The following is a 24,021-nucleotide window of genomic DNA, read 5'->3' as shown; positions in this document are numbered from 1 at the left end:
GCGTTTTGTCCCATTTTTATTTTTCGTGTCCGTCGTTTTTGTGTTTTCCATTATTTCCTGTCAAATCCAATCTGCCCTTGAGCGCGGCGTTCAGGGCGTCCACAAAATTCCGCCCCGCCCCCGGTTCGGGGGAGCGAATTTCCGCTTCGTCGATTTCTTTTAATAACTCAATCCTGTCGGATGAAAATCCAATCAGATAACAGCGCCCGCAGATCTTCGCGATCGCAAGCCCCTTATCCTGCGCAAGCGCCACACGCTCCAGAATTTGGATGTTGGCGGTGTTCGCGATGCTGTTGGCCTTTTTCGCAAGGTATCGGCTGAGAAGATAGCAAAGGTACAGAACGGCCGCGATTGCAAGAATGGAAAAAATCAGCGGCAGAACGTCCGATGCAAAGCCCGTGCTCAGCTTCATATGTATTCCTCCGTGATCTTTTTACCCCAGAATGCTGTTGACCGTTTTCATAATGCGGTCCGCCTTAAAGGGTTTTACAATAAAGTCCTTCGCGCCCTGCTTGAGGGCGTCGACCACCATCGCCTCCTGCCCCATGGCGGAGCACATGATGATGTTGGCGTCCGGGTCCTGCGCTTTGATTTCCTTCAGCGCCTGCAGGCCGTCCATGACGGGCATGGTAATGTCCATGATGACAAGGTCCGGTTTTTCCGCGGCGTAATTCGTAACCGCCACCTGACCGTTGTTCGCCTCAATAATGTTGGTAAAACCGTTCTTTGACAGCGTGTCCTTAATCATCATGCGCATAAAAGCGGCATCATCCACCAGCATGATTTTCTTTTCCATCGTGTATCCTCCTTGGAATGAATGAATTGTTATTTTATACCAGTTTCATGATTTCGTCGCTGTTAATTACTTCCGTAATCCGAACGCCATAGAAATCATCAACAACCACAACGTTGCCTTTCGCGATCGCCTGCCCGTTGACATAAACGTCAACCTGGGACCCGGCCTGTTTGTCCAGTTCTACAATGGTTCCCGTGGAAAAATCAAGAATATCCTTGATCTTTTTGGAAGTTCGTCCGATTTCGACCGTGACCTGGAGCGGAACGGACATGATCATATTAAGGTTGTTGGTCTCACCCTTTGTCAGGGTGGGTTCCTGCTCGTCAAAGCTGGGGTAGACCGCGCTTTTGATATTGAGATCGACCGGCAGCGGAGGCGTCTGCTGCGCAGGCTGCTGCGGCTGTTGAAACTGCGACTCAGCCGGAGCGGGCTGCGCGGCCTGAGCAACCGGAGCCGGAGCGGGTGCCTGAGCGGCCTGCGGAGCGGGCTCCGGCGCTTCCACTGCGGCCGGAGTTTCGGTCTGCGCCGTTTGAGCGGCAGCCGCATCCTCCGGGGCGGAACTCAGTCCGAAATTTGAAACCAGCTCTTTCGCGAGCGGAATCGGCATGACGTTGATAAACTCGCTGTTGACAATATCGCCGATCATCAAATTGAAATAGACCGCGCAGATATTCTCGCTGTCCTCAAAATACTTCGCTTTGAACTGTTCCGAATTGTCAATCTGGAACGAATTCGGCGGAGAAATATTGATGCTTCTATTCAAAAACTGAGAGAGCGCCGTGGCCGCCGCGCCCATCATCTGGTTCATCACTTCGCAGATCGCGCCGACATTCATCTCGTCCATGACGAATTCCTGTTTCGAAAAATCCGTCTGAAGCAAAAGGCCGACAATGACCTTTACATCCGATTCTTTTAAAATCAGTAAGTTTTTTCCGGAAAGTCCCTGAACATAATTAATTTCAACAGCGATGGCGGGCTCGTAGGTTTTAATGTCGAATTCGCTGGTCTTCATCAGCCTGACTTCCGGCGTCGTAATGTTGACCGGCTGCCCAAGCAATTCCGAAACGGAGGTGGCGGAAGAACCCAAACTGATATTCAGGATTTCGCCGATGGCGTCGATCTCCATATCGGACAGAAGCTTTTCTTGCTTTGGCTCCAAAACAATCACCTTTTTTCAAATAAAATATTAATAGAGGACTTTCCCAATTTTCACGGCGTACTTTTTCTTTTTTACTCCGATCTGACCGGTAAACCATTTCAGCTTCTCAACCTGAAGAATAACGGACTCGTCCCCCGCCGGTGCATCCAGCGGAATGACGTCTCCCCTGTGCAGATCGATCAGATCCTTCAGGGTGATTTCCGTCTTCCCTAACACGGCGGAAACCGTCAGAGGCGTGTCCTTCAGGCTTTCGAGGATGTGCTCTTTTCGGCGTTGCTCCTGCTGCGGGTCCAGTTTTCTGTTGATCTTTACATACTTTGAATCAAAGATCTTAAAAATCTCTTCCAAAGAACTGGCGGGAAGACAGATATTCAAATTTCCCTTCAGCTCATTGAGTGTGACCTCAACCACGACAATGGCGGCGGACTCGTCCGGCTGAATAAACTGAATCAGCTGCGAATTGGTCTCGATCCCGTCCATCGTATGCTCCACATCGAGATAGTTGGCCCACGCATCCTTTAGAATGGGCGCGATCTCCCGGAACAGATAATCCAGAATAGAGAGTTCAATCTCCGTGTATTCGCGGTCGATTTTATAGCCGTTCCCGCTTCCGCCGAGCATTCGGTCCAGAATGCTGAAGGAAATGGGCCTGGACATTTCGATCAGGATCTGCTTGTCCTCAATGCCGTATTCTGCGCTGTGGAGACCCATGACCCCAATCAGAACGGAATCGCTCAGGGCGTTTCCGAATTCCTTATACTCCTCTTCCTCAACCTGCAGCACCTCCGCCTGGCAGTTCATGCGCAGAACCCCCGACAAATGAAGGCTGAAAAGGCGTGAAAAGCTTTCAAATATATTCTGCAGGAGCCTGATCTGCTCTCTTGTAAACTTTTTAGGTGACAGAAAATCATAATCCTTGACTTTCGGTCCGGAGGTCTGCTCTTCGATCTCCTGAAAATCCATGCTGCCGCTTTGCAGACTCCCAAGCAGATCGTCTATCTGCTGCTGCGACAATACTTCCGCCATATGTACCACCATTCTTTAGCTAGGATTCTGAAACTGTCTGTACGGCCCGGCGCCGCGGCGCCGGGAAGAATTCTTAACCGCCTGCCGACGAAGCCCGGCTCGCGGCATTGATTTCCTCGTAAACCTTGTCCAGAACGTCGACCGTCTTGCCGGTTTTGGAAAGATAAATTTCCACCCTCCGGTTTTTTGCTCTGGTCGCCTCGGTCCCGTCGTCCGGTATAATCGGGCGGTATTCGCCGTAACCCTCGCTGACCATCTTTGCTCCGCTGATAATCCCCTTTGCCTGCACATACAGCAGCACGTTTTTCGCCCTGTCGTCGGAAAGGCCGCGGTCAAACGCCTGCCGTTCCGGCGTATTCGTCGCCGAAACCTTGGCCGTATGCCCATAGAAACGGATTTCGCCGATCTGGTCCGGAATGTTGGACATCGCGTCGCAGAGGTAATCGAGGATCACCTTTCCCTGCGGGCGCAGATTGGAACTGTCACCGTCGAAAAAGATGCTGTTTCGAAAGGAAAGAAACGTGTACCCGTCCCCTTTGTAAATCTTCACGCTGCTGTCTAGATGGTTGTCTTCGATGTATTTTTTCAGGTAAGCGTAAAGCTGGTCAAAATCCGTTACCTTGTCGACCGGCTTGGATTCCTCGTCCAGTCCTTCATCCGGAGCGGCCGCGCTCGGCGCTTTGGACACGACATTGGACGACGGGTCGATGACCACCTGCTGTTCGCTGTTGACCTGGGTTTTTGCGATGTTTGCCGACAGCGCGACAACCAGCTTCTGCCATTTGCTGGAATTTAAAGTCGACATGGAAAACAGAAGAACAAAAAAGGTAAGCAGCAGCGTCACCATATCGGCATAGGTATCCAGCCAGCTGGGGCCGCCGGAAGAATCATCCTGTTTCTTTTTTCTCATTTTACCACCTCAATCCCCCGTTATATATTCATGAGCGCTATTTTTTGCTCTTTTTTTCCTTTTTACCCTTCTTGCCGGACTCCGTTTCCTCTCCCCTCTCCCGTTCGCATAGGAAAGCTTTCAGCCGCTGTTCAATATGCTTCGGGTTGTCGCCCGCCTGAATGGCGATGACCCCCTCCACAACGATTTCTTTGCAAAGCCGTTCCTCGTTGTGCCGCATATGCAGCTTGTGACCAACCGGAACCAGAATCAGGTTTGCAAGCAGGGACCCGTAGAAGGTGGTGATCAGCGCGACGGACATTCCCTGCCCCAAAGCGTTCGCGCCGCTGGTGGAATCCATGTTCAGGTTCCCCAGCATGTTGATCAGACCGATCAGCGTGCCGATCATGCCGAACGCCGGCGCAAACGTCGAGGCCTTTTCAAAAAACTGCCAGCCTTGGGAATGCCGTTCGTCCAGGGAATCCAGTTCATTGTCCAGCATCTCTTTCACTTTTTCCGGGTCGATCGCGTCCACAATCAGCAGGATGCTGTTCTTTAAAAAGGAATCGGAGTCGTTCAGCCCGTTTGCCTTTTCCTCCAGAGAAAGCAGTCCCTTTTTCCGCGCTTCCTGTGCAAAGTCCACGATCATGTCGATGTATTTTTTGGGGTCGTAGCGGTTCCTCTGAACGGCTATTTTCAGCTGGGCGGGGATTTTCTTGAAGTAGGAAATCGGGAAAGCAATCAGGGTGGAGGCAATGGTTCCGCCGATGGTAATCGCCATGCTCTGATACTCAATGAAGCTTTTCATCGCGCCCATGTCGGTCAGGCCCGTAATTCCGTAGAAAATCAGGCCCAAGCCGGCAATAAGACCGATAATTCCTGTAAAATCCATGAACAAACACTTCCCTGAACCTTAGATTTAATCCTGAGGCCTGAGCCCTTCAATACAGATCATATTTTTGTAAATCATGCGCTGATAGGAGATAATTTTTCGAATGATTTCCTTTCGCTCTTCCTGAACCAGGTAATATTTTCCCGTTGTGAGCGAAATTTTGGTTTCCGGTATGTTCTCGATCGTCTCGATCAGATTGCAGTTGAGCAGAAACGGCGCGCCGTTGAGCTGCGTGAGTTCGATCATTTTCCTTCCCCCCCAGTCGGATGATCACCGCGGTTCCCTTCCCGGTTTTAACCGGGAAGGGGCGGTGCGTTTCCTTAACGGACCATATTTACAAGGGTTTCGAGCATCGTGTCCGAAACCGTGATGATCTTGGAGTTCGCCTGGTAGCCGCGTTCGGTGGAGATCATGTTGGAAAATTCATTCGCGAGGTCCACGTTGGAGGATTCCAGCGCGCCGGTCACCAGCTTGCCGGTCGAACCGCTGCCCGGAGCAGCAAAGGTGGCGTCGCCGGAGTTGCCGGTGTCTTTATAGTAGTTTCCGCCCTCCTGCTCTAGGCCCGCCGGATTGGTAAAGTGTGCCAATTCAATTTGTCCGACCGTCACAACGTCTCCTGCGCTGTTAGTAGCTGTTATTGTACCATCTGCTGCAATAGAAATATCGCTGAGTGTCTGCGCAGTCGAACCGTCTCCGGCGGGATCGTAGTGAATATATTCCGGAACGGAATTGTCGCCGTTTAATCCATTATCCAGAGCTGTCGGCTTGTCGCTGGCAATTCCGCAAACGCGGTTCCCGCTGCCGTCGACCAGATAACCCGAGCTGTCAAATGAAAGAGCGCCGACCCGGGTATATTCATAACTTGCAGGCACATTATCTGTTGGCGTTCCGGTGCCGATGATAAAATATCCCTCGCCGTTGATATAGCAGTCGCCGCTGTACCCTGTGGTCGCCATGCCGGCGCGTCCGGTATCGACCGTAACCGAGGAAGCGGTGGAACCGTAGCCGACCTGGCTCGGGTTGATGCCGCCGGTCCCGTTTGTAGCAGATGGCGCTGTCGCGTTGGTCAGGGTCTGGTACAATACGTCGCTGAACAGGGTACGCGACGCCTTGAACCCGTAGGTGTTGACGTTCGCGATATTGTTGCCGATCACGTCCAGCCCCGTCTGGTGGGCCTTGAGTCCGGCCACGCCGGAGGACATTGCTCTCATCATAGCCATTGTATTTTCTCTCCTTTTTTCGGAACCGCCGGGCTTCTCCGTCATTCAAAGCCCGATAACCCCCTTACAAAGGTCCGGTTATAAAATCACGGCTCCATCAATGTTTGTAAAAATATTTTCTTTCATTTCCCCGCCGTTCATCATTGTGACGACCGTCGAGCTGGGAATATTGACGATAAACGCGGTGTCTCCGCTCATCATCAGCGCGTCGCGCACGCCCTTGGCTTTTGCTTTTTCCGCCGCGCCGCTCATCCGCGCCATCAGTTCTGGGGAAACTTCAATCTGCCGTTCATCCATACGCTGCAGAGCATGTTTGGAAAAAGTCAGGCCGCCCTGCCGTACGGTTTGCAGGATTTCTGAAAAACTGCCTTTTCCTGCGGAGTCGGTTTGCCGGGTTTTCGGATTCCGGCTTTCCGGCTGAACCGGATACGCTGGGCCGATCCAGGCGGAATAATTTTTCCGAAACTGGATGTCGTTCATGATTTCGCCGCCTTTGGATTGATTGAATTACGACGGTCCAGGGAGTTTCAGGCGTGCTCGGCGAGTCTTACTTCTCCGCAGAACCGCCGTCCGAAGAACCGCTTCCCGAAGAATCGCCGCTCGATCCCGAATCGTTCAAAACCATGACCACGTCGGTCAGCTTGTAGGCCGTATTATCGCCTTCCAGAAGAATGCCGCAGCCGTCGGAACCAAAGGCCGTGCTTTCGACAACACCCTTCTTCATTGCGTACTTCCCGGCCGTGTCGTATGTTCCCACCTCCACGGTCTTGCCGACCAGGGTTGAAGCGTACTGCCGCTCGGAGTAGGTGGTCAGCTCGCTCATCGCCTGCAGGGACGAAAACTGCGCGAGTTCGGAAATGAATTCGGTATTATCCGTTGGATTCATCACATCCTGATTTTGGAACTGCGCCGCCAGAAGCTGCAGGAAATCGTTCATATCCAGCGAAGAGTCCGACGGATTCCTTGTTTTTGAGTTGTTTGCCGACGATTCCAGCCCGGACGCGTAGGTTCGCCCCAGAGTCCCATATCCTGTAATTCCAAGGTTATCCAAGTTTTTTTCCTCCTTTTGTTACCGCGAAAACGCGCCGATCTGCTGAATCATGGTAAGAAAATCGCCTGTGCTCAGCTCCGAGGAAACGGAGCTGATTCCCTCCAGGGTGCTTTTACGGGGTTTCTCGCGTTCGCGGCCCTGATTCCCAGAATTTCCTCCGCCGCCGTCCTGGGGTTGCCCGTACCACTGCGCCGCCTGCTGGTTCGGAATCACCGTCTGTACGTTCTGTCCGGTGGAAGCCTGTAAAATTGTACGGATTTCGGCGGAACCTGAGAGGAGCAGGCTCTGGGTCTTTGGATCGGCCGCCGCGATTTCAACGGTAAGCAGGCCGTTCTGCGAGGTCATCTTCAGCGATACCTTTCCGAGCGACTGCGGGTAAAGATCCATCTGGAACTCGTTTTTCCCGCTTTGCAGCTGATAGGCCGCCGCGTTCGCCACCTGATGAACCGGGGATGGAGCCTGGGCCGCTTCGCCGGAAACCTTGATGACAATGTTGCCGTTGCCGTAAAGGTTGGAAAGGCTGTCGGTCGCCGCCGCGGCGTTTCCTACGGTTTTGCCGTCAACCCCGGGTTGGCCGGTTTTGCCGTCTCCGCCGGATTGGCTCAAACCCGCGCCGCGCACCTGCGTTTTGACTTCCTGAACCGCCCGGTCTCCCGTCGAGGCGGGATTCAAAACGGCCGAAGATTGATCGGCTGAGTCCGCGGTGTGCGCGGCCTGCGCCGTTCCGTCCGGAACCGTTCCGGCTGAAATTCCCTTGCCTTCGGTCTTCGGCGCTTGGCCGGTGGACGACGCCTTTTGGGGTGCTCCGCCCGATCGGCCGGATTCCGCCGGGGTTTTCGCCCGTGCGTCCGCCGTGCCGTTTGGTTTCGTTCCCTGTTGGGAAGCGGCTCTTTCATTTACGGGGACCGCCGCCTGAGTGCCGGAAGTCCGCACGGATTTCGCAGGGGGTTGTTTTTCATCGAGTGCGGAGGGCAAAATTTGCTGTGCGGCCGTTTCCGCCGTCTGCTCCGCACCGGAAACAAGGGTTCCGGCCGCCGTTTGAGAGGTTTCCTGAGCAGCCGCCTGAATTCCGGCGATCTGCGCCGTTTGCGTGCCGCCGTCTTTCCCATCCGCCGGAGAATCAACTGCCTGAATTTTTCCCGGAGCAATAAAAAGAGCGGATTCCTGCGGCGAGGGGGATGCAGTCTGCTGAGTTGTGTCCTGCTTCGACTGCCCTCGGTCCGATTCGTCCGTTTTTTGAACCTGTTTCTTTGTTTTACCGTCTTCCGCCTTATTCGGCGCTTTGGAATCCGACTTCTGAACGGCGGATTTCAGCATGGAACGAAATTCGTCCGTTTCAGCCGGCCGGTTTTCGCCCGCCGGCTTCGCCTGAGGCACGTTCATGCTCTGCGCGCTGATCTGTATCATGTTCACTCACCTCCTTTCAATGGAATCAATCTATCTAAAATTAAATTAGACAGCGAAACTGTTCAGGCCGTCCGGCAATCCGAGGCATCCTTTTTCCGAGAGACAAATTCTTCCACAAGCAGCTCCTGCTCCTTGCGTCCCTGAGCCTCATAGTCCTTCAGCTGTGAATCCTTAAGCTTTTCCAGGCCGGAAATATCGCTTTTCATATGGACGATCTCCTCCTGCTTCGCGGCGGCGGCCCTTTGCGCTGCCGTCCTCTGCGATTCCAGCATTCTGGTGCGGCGGTCCAGCTCGACAAAATAGCGCTTGTACACCGCAATGCCGCAGGGTTCCACCCCGGTCTTCATTTGAAGGGTCAGGGTCCGGTTCAAATCGGAATACTCCCGTTTTACTCTGGTGATTTCCTCTTCCAGCTCCCGGATTTTCATTTGAAGCTGCGCCATTTCATTCTTCAGCATATCCAGCAATTCCTTCTTATACCGAAGGACGTTTTCAAGGGAAAAGACAAACTTCTTCATGTTTTAAATCCCTTTCATCTGGTTTTCGGTTTCTTCATAGGAAAACGACTCGTCAACCCTCTGCATCAGGAACCGGTTGATCCCGTCGATTTTACCGACCGCTTCGTCGAGCCTTTTGTTCATGCCGGGTTTATAAGCTCCGATGGAAATCAGGTCGTAATTCTGATTGTACACGGAGAGAAGATTTCTCAGCCGCGAGGCGGACGCCTGATGCTCCTCTGAGGTAATATCCGTCATCAGGCGCGAAATGCTGGCTCCCACGTCGATGGCGGGGTAATGGTTTTTCGCGGCAAGCGTTCTCGAAAGCACGATATGCCCGTCCAGAATGCCGCGCACGGTGTCCGATATCGGCTCGTTGGTGTCGTCGCCCTCCACCAGAACCGTGTAAATTCCGGTGATGGAACCCGTCATAAAGTTTCCGCTCCGTTCCAAAAGCCTGGGCAGTTGCGAATAAATGGACGGCGTGTAGCCCCTTGCGATAGGAGGCTCGCCCGTCGCGAGCCCGATCTCTCTTTGGGCCATGGCAAAACGCGTCAGGGAATCCATCATCAGCAGAACATCCTCTCCCCGATCGCGGAAATACTCCGCGATGGCCGTCGCGACAAAGGCGCATTTCGCCCGCAGCATGGCCGGCTGGTCGGAGGTCGCCACGACCAGCACGGAGCGGGCCAAACCTTCCTCTCCCAGGTCCTTTTCAATAAATTCCTTCACCTCTCTGCCGCGCTCGCCGACCAGCGCGATGACGTTGATGTCCGATTTGACATTTTTCGCGATCATCCCCATCAGGGTGCTTTTCCCGACGCCGCTGCCAGCAAAAATCCCGACCCTCTGCCCTTTGCCGATGGTCAGGGCCCCGTCGATCGCCTTGATGCCGAACGTCATGGTTTCGCTGATGCGGGGCCGGTCCAGAGGATTGACGCAGGAGGATTCCACATCGTAGTACGTTTCCGGTTCAAAGTCCCCTAGGCTGTCGATCGGGTTGCCCGCGGCATCGACGGTCCTGCCCTTCAGGCATTCGCCGACCGGAACCCGCAGCTTGTGGCCGGTCGATTCCACGATGCTTCCCGGGCCCACCCCGCGGATATCCCCGTACGACATGAGCAACACGTTTCCGTCGCGGAAACCGACCGCCTCCGCTTCGACCACGGGCCCGCCCGTCTGGCCGCCGATGGTGCAGATATCCCCGATTTTGGCGTCAAGGCCGGTGGTCTCTATCATCATCCCGACGATGTTTTTCACTTTTCCCTTGTAGCAGAGCGGATCAATCTTCGTGACGATCTCGCAGGCAGCCCGCAAATCAACCATACGGCCTTTCCTTTCAAACGTTTTTACTGTTCCGAACGTTCGGAGTCATGCATCGCCGACTGTATTTTGTTCAGCTGCGTATCGACTCCCGCGTCGATCACCTGATCCGGCATTTCGATCACGCAGGCTTCGTCCCCGATCCCCGGCGTTACGACCACCTTGACATGATCCGAGACGGACTCCAGCTCTTTTGCGATGGAAACGTCGGCTTTGGTCAGCAGCTTTGCCGTGTTCCCGGAGACATAAATGCGAACCCACGCCTGATTCCGGTAGGAATCGACTGCGTTTTGAACAATGGCGTGCAGAACGCCTGGGTCGGCTTCCAGCTCCCTTTTGATAATTGTCTTCGCGATGGTGACCGCAAGATCCGTCAGATCCGATTCGAATTTTGCAAGAATCTCCGTCTTGGATTTTTCAACGGACCGGATCATTTCGGAAAGCTCGTTCAGGCGGGTCTGGTTCTCCTCGTCGGCCCTTTTCTCTCCTTCGGAAATCCCCTGTCGCATTCCGGACTGCAGCCCCGCCTTTTCTCCCTCTTCGCGGCCACGGGAAAAGCCGTCCTGATACCCCTGCTTTTTTGCTTCCTGCAGTTCTTCTTCCACGCGCTGGGCGCAGTCGCGCAGCTGAGCCGAGCTGTAGCTTTGTGCCGATTCGATAATCTGTTTGGCTTTCTGGAACGCTTCCTCCAGAATCAGCTTTCTTTGTTCTTCCACCGACGCATGGCCGACGCCCGCTGACTGAAATACCGGTTCTTCCATAAACGGACCGTACTGGGAGGCTTTAATGACCTTACTCAATAATTTCATCCTTCCCGCCCTTAGAAATTACCAGTTCGCCCTCGCTTTCCAGACGGCGGATTACGCCGACAATACGCTGCTGCGCTTCTTCCACATCCCTCAAGCGGACATTATGCGTATATTCCAGGTCGGATTTGACCGTTTCGGCAGAGCGAGAGGACATATTGCTGAAGATGGTATCGGCAACCTCTTTATTGGCTCCTTTCAGCGCATAAACAATATCCTTCGGGTCCACTTCCCGCAAAAAACGCTGAATGGACATACTGTCCAGAATAACGATATCCTCGAAAACAAACATCTTCTGCCTGATTTCTTCGGACAGCTCCGCGTTCTTGCGGTTGAGGTCGTCGAAAATGGATTTTTCATTGGTGCGGTCCATATTGTTCATGATGTCGGCCACATAGTCGACCCCGCCGAACTGAGTCATATCGACGCTCATGACATTGGAGAATTTATCGGAAAGGTTGTTTTCTATGATTTTTACAACGTCCGGAATAATCCGGTCCATTGTCGCGATCCGCTGGACGACGTCCGACTGCTTGTCCGGGGGCAGGTCCGCGATGACCGTCGCGGCCTGGTCCGCGCGCGCGTACGAAAGAATCAGGGCAATCGTCTGCGGATGTTCGTTCTGGATGGCGGTCAGCAGGTTTTTGTAATCCGCCTTGCGCAGAAATTCAAACGCCTTTGACCGAAGCGACTTGGTGACGCGGTCCAGCAGCGAGCTCGCCATCTGCGCGCCGTAGGCTTTTTCCAGCACGTTGCGGGCATATTCCACCCCGCCGTCCGTGATGACCTTTTGCGTCAGGCAAAGGTTGTAGAAGTCGCCCAGAATGCTTTCCATCGCATCAGGCGGAAGATTGGTCGTCCTCGCGATTTCGAGCGTAAGCTGCTCCACTTCTTCTTCACGGAGATATTTATAGATTTTGGAAGCGGCGTCGGACCCCAGAGCGATGATGACGGAGGCGGCTTTCTGTGCTCCTGAAATTTTATGTTCAGGCATTGTCGTCCTCCCCCCTCAGCCAGCTGCGAATCAGCTGGGCAGCAATTTCCGGATTCTGGGTTGAAAACTCCTGAAGGTCTTTCCGAACCTTCTCCTCTTTTCCGCCGGTCGACTGGCGAATCTGCTCGATGGATTCCGTGGGAACGTCCGAAATTCCAGCGCGCGAAAGGCCGTCCAAATTGACTTCCTCTCCCTGCATCAGCTTCTCTTCCAGCTCTTTCGCCCGCTTTTTCCTGCGTTTGGCAAGAAGAACGACCGTAAGAATCACAATCAGCAGAAATCCGCCGGCCCCCGCGGCCAGAAGACGCCAGTCAAACGGCAGGGCATAGCCGGCCGGCTGCGCGTTGGCGGGCTGCGCGGAGCTATAAAAGCTCTTGCTCATAACGTCCACTTTATCGGCGCTGACGCCGGAGGCAAAAGCCACCGCGTTTTTCAGACTTGTCACTTCCGCGTCCGTCATCCCGGGGTCGTTGACAATGATGGAAACCGTTACGTCCTGCAGCGCCGCGGCGTCGCTCTGAATCTGCTCCTGAACCTGACTGACCAGGTATTTATAGGATTTGTTGTCTTTTGTCGTTATGATATTTCCGTTGACCGTCACGCCCGGATACGTTGTTGTCTCCGTATTGGATTCTGTTCCGGCGGCCCCGCCGCCCGAGGAGCCGTCTCTTGTCTCCTCATGTTGTTCCGTACTTTCGCTGACAACTCCCTTTCCGTCGCTGGTGGTCGGCTGATAAGTGACGATGTTCTGAATTTTTTTATCAAGATCCATCTGGCTTTTTACGCTTACGCTGATATTGTTCTGCCCGTAGATCTCCGTCAGGTGATTCAGAATCTTTTTTTGCAGGCTGTCTTCATACTGCTGTTCAATCTTCAGCTTGAATTCCGTCATGTCCATCTGGACACTGCCGGAAGTGTCGGAATCCGAGGAATTCAGTTCCTCTCCGGTTGAATTGTCAATGACGGAGACGTTTTCCGTTTTCAAACTCGGAACGCTTTTTGCAACCAGCTGCTTGATGCCGTTGACCTGTTTCGCGTTCAGCGTCTGCCCGGACTTCATTTTGACCGTAACGGAGGCGGCGGGCGCGTTCTTCTGGTCGTCCCACGCATAGTCCCCCTCATCCGGAATGCTGATGGTAACATAGGCGTTTTCAATCGGTTCCAGCGTTTTGATTACGGCTTCCAGCCTCTGGTTCATCTGATATTTTTCAATGACCTTTTTTTCGTAATCCGTCGTCATGACCCCGACATTACTGGTAAAGAAGTCGTAATTCGGCGCCGATTTTGGGTATCCTTCATTGGCGAGCTGCATCCGCATCGAATCTTCTTTGTCCGACGGAACGTAGATTGTGTCGTCGGATTCCTTGTAGTCTACGCCGCTGTCCTTCAGCTGCGCCATGACCGCCACGGCCTCGTCATGATCCAGCCCCGAGTAGAGAACCACATACTGCGTGCGGTTCAGAAGCAGTCCCAGAACGACGGAAAGCAGGACGACCCCTCCCAGGGAAATGAAAATGATTTTTTTCGTTTTAGCGGACAGTTTTACCCAAAAATTTTTAATTGGCTGTATGTATTTCTTTAATTCATTCATCCGGATTTGAACCGCCCTTTACGAAAATTCATCAAACGCTCATTCTCATGATTTCGTTATAGGAATCAAGCACCTTATTGCGCATCTGCACCAGCAGGTCGACGGAAAGGCTGGCTTTCTGGGACGCAATGTAAATATCGTGCAGGTTATCCGACTGGCCCGTCGTCATTTTATAGACTTCGGTATTGAGGGAGGCGTCCGTTTGCTTCACATTGTTGACGGCGTCTTCGAACAGGGACTGGAACGGCAGACCGGAAGGAGATTGTGCGGCGTTTGAGCCGGCAGAGCTTAACGTATTGAGTGAATTTAGATCCTGAATTGGCACAATTTGATTCATTTTATCGTCACTTCCAGATTTCCAGCGCTTTGCCGGCCATGCTCTTGACCGCGTTCAGCGCGTTAATATTTGCGGAATATGCCCTTGTCACCGACATCATGTCCAGCGTTTCCTTCGTCACGTCTACATTCGGCTTCTGTACATAGCCCTGAGCGTCCGCGTCCGGGCTGGAGGGGTCGTAGACCGTGGTAAACGGGGTCTGGTCCTCGACGATTCCGTCGACCTTGACTCCTCCCGGCGCCTTTGTGGAATCGCCCAGTTCATTGTTCAGAAGGGAGCCGAAGCTGTCCTCCTCGGAATCCGCGGCGCGGTAAACCACCATCTTCCTGCGGTAGGGTCCGCCCGCGTCGGTGCGCGTGGTGGAAGCGTTCGCGATATTTTCGGAAATAACGTCCATTCTGAGCCGGCTTGCCGTCAATGCCGAACCGCTGATATCCAGCGAGCTGAGAAATGCCATGAAAAGACCTCCTGTCTATTTTTTATGTGCCCCCGCCAATCGCAGTTTTCAGCCTTGAAAACACGTCTCCGATCGTCTGAAGGGAATAGTAATAATTCATCTGCGTTCTGAGGGACTCCACATTCTGCTGCTCCAGGTCTACTCCGTTTCCGTCCGCGCGGAACATTTCGTCCTGCGCAACGGTCGTTTCCGGCTGAACCTGATCGATTCCGCTGACCATATCATCGGAGGTTCCGCCGACCGCGATTTCATTCTGCAGCTGATCCTCAAACGATACGCTCTTTGTTTTATAACCGGGCGTTTCAAAATTAGCGATGTTGTCCGAAACCGCCTGCTGTCTGGCCCAAAGTCCGTCCAGATCTTTCTTGAGCAGGGATGTTGTTACACTGTCGCTCCAGTTCAAGCTCGTCACCTTCCTTCCAAAAAGAATAAAAACACATTAAAAGTGAATATTTATTTACATTTCTTTTTTATACCTGTTGTAGCAGATTTTCTTGTTTCTCTGGAAAAAACTCCAAATATTGAAAATATTGAGGAAAATATGTTGTTATTAATTAGGATATATTATCATACATAATACGACAAAAGTCAACAGATTTCGGTGGAAAAAAAAATTATTTCTCTGTAAAATTTAGATAAAAAACCAAGTAAACGTTTAGTAATGTATTGTTGCTTTTTGAGGCTTTTGTTTCTGTCTTCGACAAAAAACGCATTTGTTTTCTAGTGACTATGAATTGATTCGGCCCGTAAACAGTTCATGTGATGAATATTCCATCTATTTCTGCGGCGGAAAGCTAAATTTTTGAAACAACCGTCCGATAAAGGCTATAAGAGGTGAACGTTTGGATGCTGATCAAAGATTCTGGGTTTTCCATTACCCCATTTGCACCAATCAACAGAAAAAGAAACACAGGCAAAACAGGGACGGTCAAGCCGTCGTCCTCATCGTTTGCCGGCTCTCTGGGGCAGGTTTCGAAAACCGACAAGATTGAACTATCCTCCCGCGCGGAGCGGCAGGATTCTTTTCTCGGCGGCCTGAAAGACAGCATCCGGGAAGATATCGTCAGGGACTCCTGCGCTGCAAAGCTCGATTATCTGAAAGAATCTGTCGGGAACGGAAGCTACAAAGTCGATTCCGGCCTGCTGGCCGGACTGCTTCTGTCCGACGAATAAGTATGTTTATGCGAAAGGGGGGAAATCCGGGCCATGATGGATAAAAAAACGTCCGGCAGCCTGATTTCTTATTTTGAAAAGCTGCTGGATTTTTACCGGAACTTTCTGGGGCTGGAAAAGGAAAAGCTGGATGATCTGCAAAACGGCAGGCTCGACCTGCTGGACGAATGCCTGAAACGGGAGCAGGCCTTTGTGCTGGAGGCCCGCGGGCTGGAGCAGGAGCGCGCAAAGCTGATGGACCTGACGCCTCAGCCCGACGCCAAGTTTCACGCGCTCATCCCGCAGTTTCCCGGCGAATGCCGGGAGCAGGCCCAGGCTTTGTTCCGTCAGCTCTCCTCCGTATTGACGGAGATGAAGGAAACAAACCGGCAGAATACCGTTCTGCTTGAGCAAAAGATCCATACGGCGTCCGCTGTGATCGGCAAACTCAAAAACCGGCCGGAGCTGCGGAAAATTTACGACGAGAAGATCAGGGGCGGCAATCAGCCCCCCGCATTTCTTTCCACAAAAATATAGAATGGGCGGTGTGTGCCTTGAGTTCAACATTTGACGGATTATATATTGCCAAAAGCGGCGTGCAGGCGGCGCGGACCAATTTGAACACCACGGGTCAGAATATTACAAACGCCCGCACGGACGGTTACACGCGCCAGCGCGTGGATCAAAGCAGCGTCGCCCCGACCAGCATCAATATGCTTTACGCCGGAGTCGGCGCCATCGTCGGCGAAGGCGTTTCGACAACCGGAATCAGCCAGCTGAGAAATCCGTTTCTGGACGGACAGTACCGGACCCAGAACGCGCAGTGCGGGCTGACTTCCACACAGCTCAGCGCCCTTCAGGACATTCAGGATGCCCTGAATGAAACCTCAACGGACGGAATCAGCGCGGCATACAGCGACCTGATCGAACAGCTGGAAGGCCTGACTTCAACCGGCAGTTCCACCGCGACGGAAAGCACGGTGAAAGAGGCGGCCTCTCTGCTCGCCACAAAGCTCAACACGGCGGCCAGCCAGCTCGACACCATCCGGAACCAGCAGTACGGTTATCTGAGCAAATACGGAGTGGACAAAGTCAACACCCTTCTGAAAAACATTTCAAGTCTCAGCGACCAGATCAAAAACGCCGATCTTGCCGGATCGCCCGCTCTGGAGCTGATGGACAAGCGGAACTCGCTGATCGACGAGCTTTCGGAATATGTCAACGTCAAGGTTGTGGAAACGCCGACCGACGTCGGCTCCGGCAAAACCGTCGACACGATGTCGATTTACCTGGCGGACAGCAACGGCGACGCGATTCACGGCAGTTCCTTCGGCAGCGACGGGACCCAGACCTCCAGCTCTAAAGAGGTCTGCCTGGTAGACGGAAACAAAGCGGGGAGCCTCAGCCTTTCCGGCACCAGCTCCAAGGATCACGCAACCGTGGTCGTCACGGATACGGACGGCGAAACCTGCGGCAGCGCGGCCAACGACAGCAACGATCTGCTCAAGGGCGGCAGCCTGAGCGGATACCTTAGCCTGCTCAACGAAAACGGGGAGTACGACACCCCCTCAGGGGGGGTCACAGACACCGACCGCGGCATCGGGTACTATGAAAATATGCTGGACACCCTGGCCCAGAAGCTGGCTTCGGTGATGAACGCCGACAACAGCACCAACGACGCGAAAGACAACAAGCCGCTGTTTACCGATTCAAACGGCAAAACCGTCGACTTGTCGGGCAATTCTACGATCACCGCTGCAAACATCCGCGTTTCTCCCGACTGGACCAGCGATTACCTGACTCTTTCCAAAGACACGGCAAACGCGGGCGACGATTCCAGCGGCTCGAACAGCAACATTACACAGATGATTTCCGACCTGACGACAAGCAAGTATACGATTTCCACCCCGAACGGCATCGACCTTTTCACCGGGACGATGCAGGAGGCCGTGGATAATATCTCCCTGACGCTCGGCCAGGACATCAACGCCGTCAATTCCCAGGATACCGCGAACTCCAGCATGCTGAGCAATATCAACACGCGCCGTCAGGAAAACTCCTCCGTGGATATCAACGAAGAGGCGATCAATCTAATCGTTTACAATCAGGCGCTGTCGGCTTCCGCCCGGTTTATGACGACCGTGGACGAATGCCTGAACACGCTGATCAACAATATGGGGATTGTAGGAAGGGGATAACGGTCCATGAGAATCACATCCGGAATGATTTCAAACCAGTATACTAAAAATCTGAATCTCGCTTTTGACCGGCTGAACAAGGCCGGTGTTACGTCCTCGGATTTCCGGCAGTTTGAGACGCCCTCCGACAACCCGTTTCTTGCGGGCCAGGCTTTTCAGGTTCGCCGCCAGCTGTCCCTGAACGAGAATTACTCCTCCAATATTGAAAATCTGAACGGCTTGATTTCATCGGCGGACACGGCGGTTCAAAAAATCGTGAACGTCTTTTCCAACGCCAACGACCAAAGCGCCCTGAAAGGAATCAACGGGGCCACGCCGCAATCCGCAAGAAACTCGCTCGCGGACGATATCCTCAGTCTGCGGGATTCCCTGGTTTCCACCATGAACGCCCAGTACAGCAACCGCTATCTCTTTTCCGGGGCCGGCGGAGAAGGCGAGGCTCCGTTCACGCTCGACGGCAGCGGCAATCTTTTATACCGCGGAATCAATGTGGACACCGGCGAAAACACCAACGGAGCTTCCTCTACCGTAAGTTACAATTATACCGACGGGGACGGAAAAACGACCCAGAAATCCATGCAGATCAACTTCGGCGCTTCCCTCAAGGACAAGCTGAACGGATACACCGTTCAGATCTCCAACGGGGCAAAGTCCGTTTCCGTTGATCCCGCCGGCAAAACAATTACCATCAGCGGAACAACCAAGCAGGATTTGCAGGACGAGCTGCAGAGCGGCGATTTCGTGTCCGCATTGAGCGCCGCCAGCACATCGGATTCAAATCTCTCCGGAATCACGGCGGACGACGTCAAACAGATTAACATCAGCAACCTTGACGAAAACGGCGGCGACGCCGTACAGGCCAGCACGTCCTCCACCAAAATCACCAATATGGTGGACCTCGACGAGCTTGCGGGCGAAACCTCCTATGTGGATATCGGCCTGGGCCTCAAGACGGACGCGAACGGAAACGTCGTCGACCAGAGCGCCTTCAACGCCGCGCTGCCGGGAATCAACTACCTCGGCTACGGCATGGTTACGAAAGACGGAACGAGCGTCCCGAAGAACGCTTATTCCCTGATGACCAAAATGGCCGCAACCCTCAAGGATGAAAGCTTAACGGGTGAACAGCTGATGGACGCGATGCAGCCTTATATGGACAGCTTCAGCGACACGCAGGACAACGTGTACAAGGCCAATTCGGAGCTTGGCAATAAAGAGACTCTCCTGAAAAGCACAAGCAATTATATCTCCAACGTCAACCTGAACCTGCAGGCCAGGGACGAGAGCGTGGAAAACGTCGATCCCGCGACCGCCTTTTCCAATCTGGCCTGGGAAAAATTCAGCTATCAGGCGGCTCTGCAGGTATGCAGCAGCATTCTTCAGCCTACACTGCTTGATTTCATGAAATAGCAGAAGCGCCTGCGGCCTGCTTACCATAGACGGTTCAACGGAAGGAAATCCATATGCTGATTGCCATTGAACGCCGGGATCTTCCAGTCTGCGACACAATCAGCCGGAATCATCCCGGCGTCGGCGTTGCGTTTATGCCCGCCGTACCGCTGCGCTTCAATCTGGAACCGCGCGAGCTTCGGCTGCAGGTGGAAACCGGACGTCTGCGTTATGAACTGAGCCGTGAAAATTACAGCGATTCGCTACCCGCGCCGACGGATGCAATCCGGTCTTACCGCGAAGCCGCGCGGCTGTACGAATCCGTCCCGGATCAGCGGGAAGACAGGCGTTTCAACAAACTTGCCTGACCGGAACTCGGCCGGGACGCGGCGTCACGCCGCCGGGAAAGGAGCCTCCATGAAACAGGAATACCCCGGGACCCGGACAGGCTCCCGGAATATCATTCGGTTTGAAAACGGGATTTACGGATTCGAATCGGTGAAGGAATTCATCCTGCTGCAGCGGGATGAATCGCAGATCATCTGGTCACTGCAGGCGGCTCATGACGCGTATCCTTCCCTGATCGTCGTCAATCCTTTTTTTGTTTTTAAAGACTATGAGCCCTCTCTTTCGCCGGAGGACTTGAAACGGCTGGGGAACCCGAAGCCGGAGGACCTCTGTTTTCTGGCGGTTGCCGTGATCAAGCGGGAACTCAAAAACTCCGTGGTAAACCTGAAAAGCCCCATCGTCATCAACGTGCCGCAAAAAACCGGGGCGCAGGTCATTCTGGAAGAAAGCAGCTACCCGGTTCGCTGCAAGCTGTTTCACGGCGCCGCCGCGGGGAGGGAATGACATGCTGGTGATCACAAGGAAAACCTCCGAATCCATCCTGATCGGCGACGATATCGAAATCGTGATTACGGAAATAGGCGCGGAACGGGTCAAAATCGGGATCAGCGCCCCGAAGGGCGTTCCGATTATGCGCAGGGAATTACTGGAAACCCGCGAGCTGAACCGCGAGGCGAGCGCCTCCTCCGGAGATTTGCAGATGGAAACGCTTCTGCGGCTGCTGCACCCCGACAAGCTGACGGCGCCAGGCGGCGAAAAAAACGAAAAAAAATAGAAAACGGCCTAAAATTATCGGCCTTTCGGTCGATATATGGGATAGAATCCGAAGGAAGGATTTTCCGGTTGGCGCTCGCCTTCACAGGGCCCGTGAGGCGAAAGCCGTGGGATGCTCCCCAAGGATAAAACGGAAGGAGAAAGGATTCTCTTTCCCCGCGAACGGCGGCTGCGCCGCGCGGAAACAAATTCAGGAGGAATAAAATTATGCGTATTAATCACAACATTGCCGCTTTAAACGCGTCCAACCGCTTGAAGACGAACGATAACGCCATCAGCAAAAACCTGCAGAAGCTGTCTTCCGGCTACCGCATCAACAGCGCCGCCGACGACGCCGCAGGCCTTGCGGTTTCCGAAAAAATGCGCGCCCAGATCAACGGCCTGAACCAGGCGGAAGACAACGCGCAGAACGGCATTTCGCTGGTACAGACCGCCGAAGGCGGCCTGAACGAAACCGAATCCATCCTGCAGAGGATGAACACTTTGGCCGTTCAATCCGCGAACGGCACTTATCAGAATGAGACGGACCGCGCCAACCTGAACAAAGAAGTGGAAGCCCTGAAGAAGGAAGTCGACCGCATTTCCACCTCCACGAACTTCAACGGAATCAACCTGCTGGACGGCTCGCTGGGTTACGACACGACCAATACTCTTGCTTCTACGGCAATTACCTTGTCCGGTGGTAATCTTGAAGCTAGCGACGAATTGACGGTAGCTACCACTGATGCCGGCGTGCTTTCCGTCACGAGCTCTGAAAGCGATGTAACCTTTGACACTGTCACGGTAGCTTCCGACGGGTCATATACATTAACCGCAAAGGTTGCTGATTCCGCAAGCGATGAAGTCAAGGCAAAATACAGCGGCTTATCGATAACTGTAAACACTTCCGGTTATGATACTTCCACCGCGGGGTCAGGTACAGTTACAGTTAATTCTAACAATAGTCTTTCATTGCAAATCGGCTCTGAAAACAAAGCTGATCAGCGCGTTTCCCTTGCTGTTGCGGATATGAGTTCCAAAGGCCTTGGCATCGACCAGATTTCCGTGGCAACACCGGATGACGCAAAAGCAGCCATCGATACGATTAAAGCTGCAATAGCGACTGTTTCCGGCACCCGCGCCGACCTCGGCGCCCTGCAGAACCGTCTGGAGCATACCACCAACAACCTCTCCACCATGAGTGAGAACCTGACCAGCGCGGAAAGCACGATCCGCGACGTGGACATGTCCTCCGAGATGGTCGACCTGACCAAGAACCAGATTCTGGAGCAGGCCGCTACCTCCATGCTGGCGCAGGCCAACAGCCAGCCGCAGAGCGTTCTGTCCCTGCTGAAAGGCTAAGAGCAAGTTTAATCTGTCCCAAAAGCCGAGGGCGCTTCCGGAATTCCGGAAGCGCCCTCGTTTGTTTCATATAACGGTACTCTACGGTTAAATTTACTGAGGAAGCTGTGCCGCCAGTTCTTTCATGTCCGGCTCCGTATGTGTTAGTGTTCTGAATTTCACCACATCCGGGTCGTTCGGCATCAAAGCCGCAAGCTGCGCGGTCACTTGCCCCGCCTCCTTCAGTTTCCCCTGTGATATCAATATTTTGATGCGCTCTTTCACTTGTTTTGCCAATTTGTTGAACTCCTCCGCTTTTTCCCTGCGAAGCTTTTCTTCTTGTTCAAAGTAATCCAGTAACACAGATATTGGGCGGTTCATTCCCTCATAGGATTTCAAAGCAAAACGAAGATTCCTCAAATAACTTTCGCTGTCTGATTTCTCTTGTGCCGCAAGTGCCTGGCCCATGTAAAACCCGAACCGGTACGCCCGCGGCAGAATTGTTACCCGGTCCGGTGATAACAGTTCAGACCGGAAAATACTTCTTACATATTTTGCACTTTGCCTCGCATACTCAATAAAAAACTTCATTTCATCTTCATTTGCTGCGAAATTCTTTGTTTCCATCATCAACAAATTTTCCCGCAAACAAATCGACCAGTACAGTCCTTTCAGATTTTCAAAGGAATACGATTTAAGATATTCTTTTATAACTTCAGGAAAATTATTATGATGCTTCTGCATATTGTCAATGATCGGTCTGAACTCGTCCACCTCAATTTTTAATATAAACTTCAAAATATTCATTTTCTCTTGCATCGCAAAAAAAAGCACGTCCGAGTATACTGTACTCCATTTCCCCTCCCAACGCAAAAACCAATCCAATTCACACTCCACGGCATCTTTATCCCCGTTTAATTCCTCATTCCGAAGACAATTCATGCGAACGTATGCATCATCCTTATCAGGTAAAGCGGCGAAAGCGATTGCTGCATCAGCTCGCATCTTTTCTTCCAGCGGTAAAACCGCTTCTATTTCTTTCATTATATCAATCTTATATGAAGCTTCCACCGAACGTTTATTTTGATAAAATGACGCGAGTTGCTCCCATTTTTCCGTCTCGGCGCACATTCGACTGATAAGCAGTAAGCCATGACCTAAAACTGCCGGGTCTAAAGAATCTAATTGATCGATAATTTTTTCGACTTCTTTGTAATTATGAAGAAAAAGAAAGCTTACACCTAGCAGATAAAGTACCTGCTCTTTATCAGTTTCTTTTATATGATCAAAATTTGCAAAAAGCAGCATATTATTATCCAGCCGTCCAGCTTGGTACTGTTCGTAAACTTTTAAATAGGCAAGCCCATGCGAATTTGAGCGTTCATAATCCCTAATTTGAAATGCAGCGTTTTGTGCGTAATAATGATAATCCATCCAGATAATTTCCATTTGGGGATCCTCGCGCACCATTTTTTCCACCAGCTCTAGCACTTTCTGATATGCTTTCCCTTTATAAAGTGCTTTCACATAACTTTGAAAAATGGACAGCTTCCAAATATGATCTGGATGCTCCTCTTCAATCTTCAGCCCACGCGTGCAGTAATATTCTACAGTGTCCAAATCGTAAAAGCCAAAGTACTCTCTGCTGAGTTCATAGTATGCTTTTAGATTCAGAGGATTTTCCTCTAATTCCATTTCAAGCAAACGTATATTTCGTTGACTCTTTTTCATTCTTTCCCGTCTGCTGTAACAAACATATCCATAATGATGTGCATAGTCTTTAAAAAATTTCGTCGGTGTTATTCGGGGCATCGCTTCATGAACTTGATTTATAAAAAGGCAATTCTCAATAACCCGATTTAGGCGGAGGGCATGAAAATCAATATAATTCTTTCCACTTGAATCGGTATAATTCCTTTGAATATACGACGCCGACCCGTATTTGTCGCATTCCCCGCTTGTAAAAAATTCAATCAGCTCATCCGTGTTTTCAAACCATTCGTCTCCGTCGAGGAACAGAAACCATTCCCCGCGCGCCTCTTTCAGTCCGGTGTTACGGGCGGCGGAAAAGTCGTCGCACCACTCGAAATGGATGATGTGGTCGGTGTATTTCTTTGCGATTTCCACGGTTGAGTCCGTACTGCCGGTGTCGGTGATGATCAGTTCGCTTTCGACCGCCTCCATCAGCGGCTTTAAAGAGCTCAGGCAGCGGTCCAGCGTCTTTTCCTCATTTTTAACGATCATCCCGATGCTCAGCCGGATCGGGTGCCCGTGGTAAGGGCCGTCACTGGAAAGATGGATTTCCCGTGTGTCGGAAGCAGACTTTTTTATACGTGCTTTCATAAATGGATTTCCTCCGATCAGACAAAAATGCTATTCTTCTATATATCGGCAC

The 24,021-nt window shown here is 52.4% G+C and carries 28 protein-coding genes; 8 read left to right on the top strand and 20 right to left on the bottom strand.

Annotated elements, in window-relative coordinates; genetic code table 11:
- Window positions 1–16 precede the first annotated feature (16 nt).
- The 19 genes from CAFE_RS02100 to flgB all read right to left on the bottom strand — a co-directional run bounded on the left by CAFE_RS02100 (window position 17) and on the right by flgB (window position 14,848).
- The gene (locus tag CAFE_RS02100) at window positions 17–412 is read right to left on the bottom strand and encodes a flagellar biosynthetic protein FliO (protein ID WP_156989666.1); all 396 of its coding nucleotides are present in this window, start codon (window positions 410–412) and stop codon (window positions 17–19) included.
- 21 nt (window positions 413–433) lie between these two features.
- Window positions 434–796, bottom strand: a complete 363-nt coding sequence (locus CAFE_RS02095; protein ID WP_066642835.1) for a response regulator — start codon at window positions 794–796, stop codon at window positions 434–436.
- A gap of 34 nt (window positions 797–830) precedes the next feature.
- A complete protein-coding gene (gene fliY, locus CAFE_RS02090; protein ID WP_228725167.1) occupies window positions 831–1,955 on the bottom strand; it encodes a flagellar motor switch phosphatase FliY in 1,125 nt (374 codons plus the stop codon).
- A gap of 27 nt (window positions 1,956–1,982) precedes the next feature.
- Window positions 1,983–2,981 carry a flagellar motor switch protein FliM gene (fliM, locus tag CAFE_RS02085; protein WP_066642833.1) on the bottom strand — a complete coding sequence of 333 codons (999 nt, stop codon included), beginning with the start codon at window positions 2,979–2,981 and terminating at the stop codon, window positions 1,983–1,985.
- 73 nt (window positions 2,982–3,054) lie between these two features.
- The gene (locus CAFE_RS02080; protein ID WP_156989665.1) at window positions 3,055–3,891 is read right to left on the bottom strand and encodes an OmpA/MotB family protein; all 837 of its coding nucleotides are present in this window, start codon (window positions 3,889–3,891) and stop codon (window positions 3,055–3,057) included.
- Window positions 3,892–3,928: 37 nt separating this feature from the next.
- A complete protein-coding gene (locus tag CAFE_RS02075; RefSeq protein WP_066642828.1) occupies window positions 3,929–4,762 on the bottom strand; it encodes a motility protein A in 834 nt (277 codons plus the stop codon).
- 27 nt (window positions 4,763–4,789) lie between these two features.
- A complete protein-coding gene (locus tag CAFE_RS02070; protein WP_066642826.1) occupies window positions 4,790–5,008 on the bottom strand; it encodes a flagellar FlbD family protein in 219 nt (72 codons plus the stop codon).
- 74 nt (window positions 5,009–5,082) lie between these two features.
- Window positions 5,083–5,982, bottom strand: coding sequence for a flagellar hook-basal body complex protein (locus CAFE_RS02065; RefSeq protein WP_166525048.1), 900 nt, complete (start codon window positions 5,980–5,982; stop codon window positions 5,083–5,085).
- A gap of 78 nt (window positions 5,983–6,060) precedes the next feature.
- The gene (locus tag CAFE_RS02060) at window positions 6,061–6,462 is read right to left on the bottom strand and encodes a TIGR02530 family flagellar biosynthesis protein (protein WP_066642825.1); all 402 of its coding nucleotides are present in this window, start codon (window positions 6,460–6,462) and stop codon (window positions 6,061–6,063) included.
- Window positions 6,463–6,529: 67 nt separating this feature from the next.
- Window positions 6,530–7,033: a flagellar hook assembly protein FlgD gene (locus CAFE_RS02055; RefSeq protein WP_066642823.1), complete on the bottom strand. Its 504-nt coding sequence runs from the start codon at window positions 7,031–7,033 to the stop codon at window positions 6,530–6,532.
- Window positions 7,034–7,051: 18 nt separating this feature from the next.
- Window positions 7,052–8,440 (bottom strand): flagellar hook-length control protein FliK, encoded by a 1,389-nt coding sequence (locus tag CAFE_RS02050; protein WP_156989664.1) that lies wholly within the window; start codon window positions 8,438–8,440, stop codon window positions 7,052–7,054.
- Between the two features lie 62 nt (window positions 8,441–8,502).
- On the bottom strand, window positions 8,503–8,958 hold the full coding sequence (locus CAFE_RS02045; protein WP_066642819.1) for a flagellar FliJ family protein: 456 nt from the start codon (window positions 8,956–8,958) through the stop codon (window positions 8,503–8,505).
- Window positions 8,959–8,961: 3 nt separating this feature from the next.
- Window positions 8,962–10,263, bottom strand: coding sequence for a flagellar protein export ATPase FliI (gene fliI, locus CAFE_RS02040; protein WP_066642817.1), 1,302 nt, complete (start codon window positions 10,261–10,263; stop codon window positions 8,962–8,964).
- A 23-nt stretch (window positions 10,264–10,286) separates the two neighbouring features.
- On the bottom strand, window positions 10,287–11,060 hold the full coding sequence (locus tag CAFE_RS02035; RefSeq protein ID WP_066642814.1) for a FliH/SctL family protein: 774 nt from the start codon (window positions 11,058–11,060) through the stop codon (window positions 10,287–10,289).
- Entirely contained in the window at window positions 11,053–12,060 is a 1,008-nt protein-coding gene (gene fliG / locus CAFE_RS02030; RefSeq protein ID WP_066642810.1) for a flagellar motor switch protein FliG, read from the bottom strand. The genes CAFE_RS02035 and fliG overlap by 8 nt, the downstream gene beginning before the upstream one ends.
- A complete protein-coding gene (gene fliF / locus CAFE_RS02025; RefSeq protein WP_156989663.1) occupies window positions 12,053–13,651 on the bottom strand; it encodes a flagellar basal-body MS-ring/collar protein FliF in 1,599 nt (532 codons plus the stop codon). The genes fliG and fliF overlap by 8 nt, the downstream gene beginning before the upstream one ends.
- Window positions 13,652–13,682: 31 nt before the next feature.
- Window positions 13,683–13,988 carry a flagellar hook-basal body complex protein FliE gene (gene fliE, locus CAFE_RS02020; RefSeq protein WP_066642804.1) on the bottom strand — a complete coding sequence of 102 codons (306 nt, stop codon included), beginning with the start codon at window positions 13,986–13,988 and terminating at the stop codon, window positions 13,683–13,685.
- Between the two features lie 7 nt (window positions 13,989–13,995).
- A complete protein-coding gene (gene flgC / locus CAFE_RS02015; protein WP_066642800.1) occupies window positions 13,996–14,445 on the bottom strand; it encodes a flagellar basal body rod protein FlgC in 450 nt (149 codons plus the stop codon).
- Window positions 14,446–14,467: 22 nt separating this feature from the next.
- Window positions 14,468–14,848, bottom strand: a complete 381-nt coding sequence (gene flgB / locus CAFE_RS02010; RefSeq protein WP_066642798.1) for a flagellar basal body rod protein FlgB — start codon at window positions 14,846–14,848, stop codon at window positions 14,468–14,470.
- A 443-nt stretch (window positions 14,849–15,291) separates the two neighbouring features.
- On the opposite strand from flgB, the gene CAFE_RS02005 reads away from it, so the two are divergent.
- The 8 genes from CAFE_RS02005 to CAFE_RS01970 all read left to right on the top strand — a co-directional run bounded on the left by CAFE_RS02005 (window position 15,292) and on the right by CAFE_RS01970 (window position 21,647).
- Entirely contained in the window at window positions 15,292–15,618 is a 327-nt protein-coding gene (locus CAFE_RS02005; protein WP_066642793.1) for a flagellar biosynthesis anti-sigma factor FlgM, read from the top strand.
- Window positions 15,619–15,651: 33 nt separating this feature from the next.
- Window positions 15,652–16,134 carry a flagellar export chaperone FlgN gene (flgN, locus tag CAFE_RS02000; protein WP_066642791.1) on the top strand — a complete coding sequence of 161 codons (483 nt, stop codon included), beginning with the start codon at window positions 15,652–15,654 and terminating at the stop codon, window positions 16,132–16,134.
- Window positions 16,135–16,151: 17 nt separating this feature from the next.
- Window positions 16,152–17,795, top strand: a complete 1,644-nt coding sequence (gene flgK / locus CAFE_RS01995) for a flagellar hook-associated protein FlgK (RefSeq protein WP_066642782.1) — start codon at window positions 16,152–16,154, stop codon at window positions 17,793–17,795.
- Window positions 17,796–17,801: 6 nt separating this feature from the next.
- On the top strand, window positions 17,802–19,205 hold the full coding sequence (gene flgL, locus CAFE_RS01990) for a flagellar hook-associated protein FlgL (RefSeq protein WP_066642765.1): 1,404 nt from the start codon (window positions 17,802–17,804) through the stop codon (window positions 19,203–19,205).
- A 53-nt stretch (window positions 19,206–19,258) separates the two neighbouring features.
- Entirely contained in the window at window positions 19,259–19,552 is a 294-nt protein-coding gene (locus tag CAFE_RS01985; RefSeq protein WP_066642763.1) for a hypothetical protein, read from the top strand.
- A gap of 49 nt (window positions 19,553–19,601) precedes the next feature.
- Window positions 19,602–20,036 carry a flagellar assembly protein FliW gene (gene fliW / locus CAFE_RS01980; RefSeq protein ID WP_156989662.1) on the top strand — a complete coding sequence of 145 codons (435 nt, stop codon included), beginning with the start codon at window positions 19,602–19,604 and terminating at the stop codon, window positions 20,034–20,036.
- 1 nt (window position 20,037) lies between these two features.
- Entirely contained in the window at window positions 20,038–20,307 is a 270-nt protein-coding gene (locus CAFE_RS01975) for a carbon storage regulator (protein ID WP_156989661.1), read from the top strand.
- 206 nt (window positions 20,308–20,513) lie between these two features.
- On the top strand, window positions 20,514–21,647 hold the full coding sequence (locus tag CAFE_RS01970) for a flagellin N-terminal helical domain-containing protein (protein ID WP_156989660.1): 1,134 nt from the start codon (window positions 20,514–20,516) through the stop codon (window positions 21,645–21,647).
- A 93-nt stretch (window positions 21,648–21,740) separates the two neighbouring features.
- Here CAFE_RS01970 and CAFE_RS01965 read toward each other — a convergent pair whose 3' ends face one another.
- Complete coding sequence (locus tag CAFE_RS01965; RefSeq protein ID WP_166525047.1) at window positions 21,741–23,870, bottom strand: glycosyltransferase; 2,130 nt, start codon at window positions 23,868–23,870, stop codon at window positions 21,741–21,743.
- Between the last annotated feature and the right edge of the window lie 151 nt (window positions 23,871–24,021).

The sequence above is a fragment of the Caproicibacter fermentans genome (assembly GCF_009746625.1).
Classification (GTDB): domain Bacteria; phylum Bacillota; class Clostridia; order Oscillospirales; family Acutalibacteraceae; genus Caproicibacter; species Caproicibacter fermentans.
This window is presented reverse-complemented; position numbering and strand designations above follow the sequence as displayed.

What these genes read in the sequence shown, in the direction of transcription:
- CAFE_RS02095 (WP_066642835.1), bottom strand. Translation starts at nt 796, where the DNA reads ATGGAAAAGAAAATCATGCTGGTGGATGATGCCGCTTTTATGCGCATG.
- CAFE_RS02005 (WP_066642793.1), top strand. Translation starts at nt 15,292, where the DNA reads ATGCTGATCAAAGATTCTGGGTTTTCCATTACCCCATTTGCACCAATC.
- fliI (WP_066642817.1), bottom strand. Translation starts at nt 10,263, where the DNA reads ATGGTTGATTTGCGGGCTGCCTGCGAGATCGTCACGAAGATTGATCCG.
- CAFE_RS02060 (WP_066642825.1), bottom strand. Translation starts at nt 6,462, where the DNA reads ATGAACGACATCCAGTTTCGGAAAAATTATTCCGCCTGGATCGGCCCA.
- CAFE_RS01985 (WP_066642763.1), top strand. Translation starts at nt 19,259, where the DNA reads ATGCTGATTGCCATTGAACGCCGGGATCTTCCAGTCTGCGACACAATC.
- fliF (WP_156989663.1), bottom strand. Translation starts at nt 13,651, where the DNA reads ATGAATGAATTAAAGAAATACATACAGCCAATTAAAAATTTTTGGGTA.
- CAFE_RS02065 (WP_166525048.1), bottom strand. Translation starts at nt 5,982, where the DNA reads ATGGCTATGATGAGAGCAATGTCCTCCGGCGTGGCCGGACTCAAGGCC.
- CAFE_RS02100 (WP_156989666.1), bottom strand. Translation starts at nt 412, where the DNA reads ATGAAGCTGAGCACGGGCTTTGCATCGGACGTTCTGCCGCTGATTTTT.
- CAFE_RS02075 (WP_066642828.1), bottom strand. Translation starts at nt 4,762, where the DNA reads ATGGATTTTACAGGAATTATCGGTCTTATTGCCGGCTTGGGCCTGATT.
- fliW (WP_156989662.1), top strand. Translation starts at nt 19,602, where the DNA reads ATGAAACAGGAATACCCCGGGACCCGGACAGGCTCCCGGAATATCATT.
- flgC (WP_066642800.1), bottom strand. Translation starts at nt 14,445, where the DNA reads ATGGCATTTCTCAGCTCGCTGGATATCAGCGGTTCGGCATTGACGGCA.
- CAFE_RS01965 (WP_166525047.1), bottom strand. Translation starts at nt 23,870, where the DNA reads ATGATCGTTAAAAATGAGGAAAAGACGCTGGACCGCTGCCTGAGCTCT.
- fliE (WP_066642804.1), bottom strand. Translation starts at nt 13,988, where the DNA reads ATGAATCAAATTGTGCCAATTCAGGATCTAAATTCACTCAATACGTTA.
- CAFE_RS02070 (WP_066642826.1), bottom strand. Translation starts at nt 5,008, where the DNA reads ATGATCGAACTCACGCAGCTCAACGGCGCGCCGTTTCTGCTCAACTGC.
- fliG (WP_066642810.1), bottom strand. Translation starts at nt 12,060, where the DNA reads ATGCCTGAACATAAAATTTCAGGAGCACAGAAAGCCGCCTCCGTCATC.
- flgL (WP_066642765.1), top strand. Translation starts at nt 17,802, where the DNA reads ATGAGAATCACATCCGGAATGATTTCAAACCAGTATACTAAAAATCTG.
- CAFE_RS02050 (WP_156989664.1), bottom strand. Translation starts at nt 8,440, where the DNA reads ATGATACAGATCAGCGCGCAGAGCATGAACGTGCCTCAGGCGAAGCCG.
- fliM (WP_066642833.1), bottom strand. Translation starts at nt 2,981, where the DNA reads ATGGCGGAAGTATTGTCGCAGCAGCAGATAGACGATCTGCTTGGGAGT.
- flgN (WP_066642791.1), top strand. Translation starts at nt 15,652, where the DNA reads ATGATGGATAAAAAAACGTCCGGCAGCCTGATTTCTTATTTTGAAAAG.
- CAFE_RS01970 (WP_156989660.1), top strand. Translation starts at nt 20,514, where the DNA reads ATGCGTATTAATCACAACATTGCCGCTTTAAACGCGTCCAACCGCTTG.
- CAFE_RS01975 (WP_156989661.1), top strand. Translation starts at nt 20,038, where the DNA reads ATGCTGGTGATCACAAGGAAAACCTCCGAATCCATCCTGATCGGCGAC.
- CAFE_RS02080 (WP_156989665.1), bottom strand. Translation starts at nt 3,891, where the DNA reads ATGAGAAAAAAGAAACAGGATGATTCTTCCGGCGGCCCCAGCTGGCTG.
- CAFE_RS02045 (WP_066642819.1), bottom strand. Translation starts at nt 8,958, where the DNA reads ATGAAGAAGTTTGTCTTTTCCCTTGAAAACGTCCTTCGGTATAAGAAG.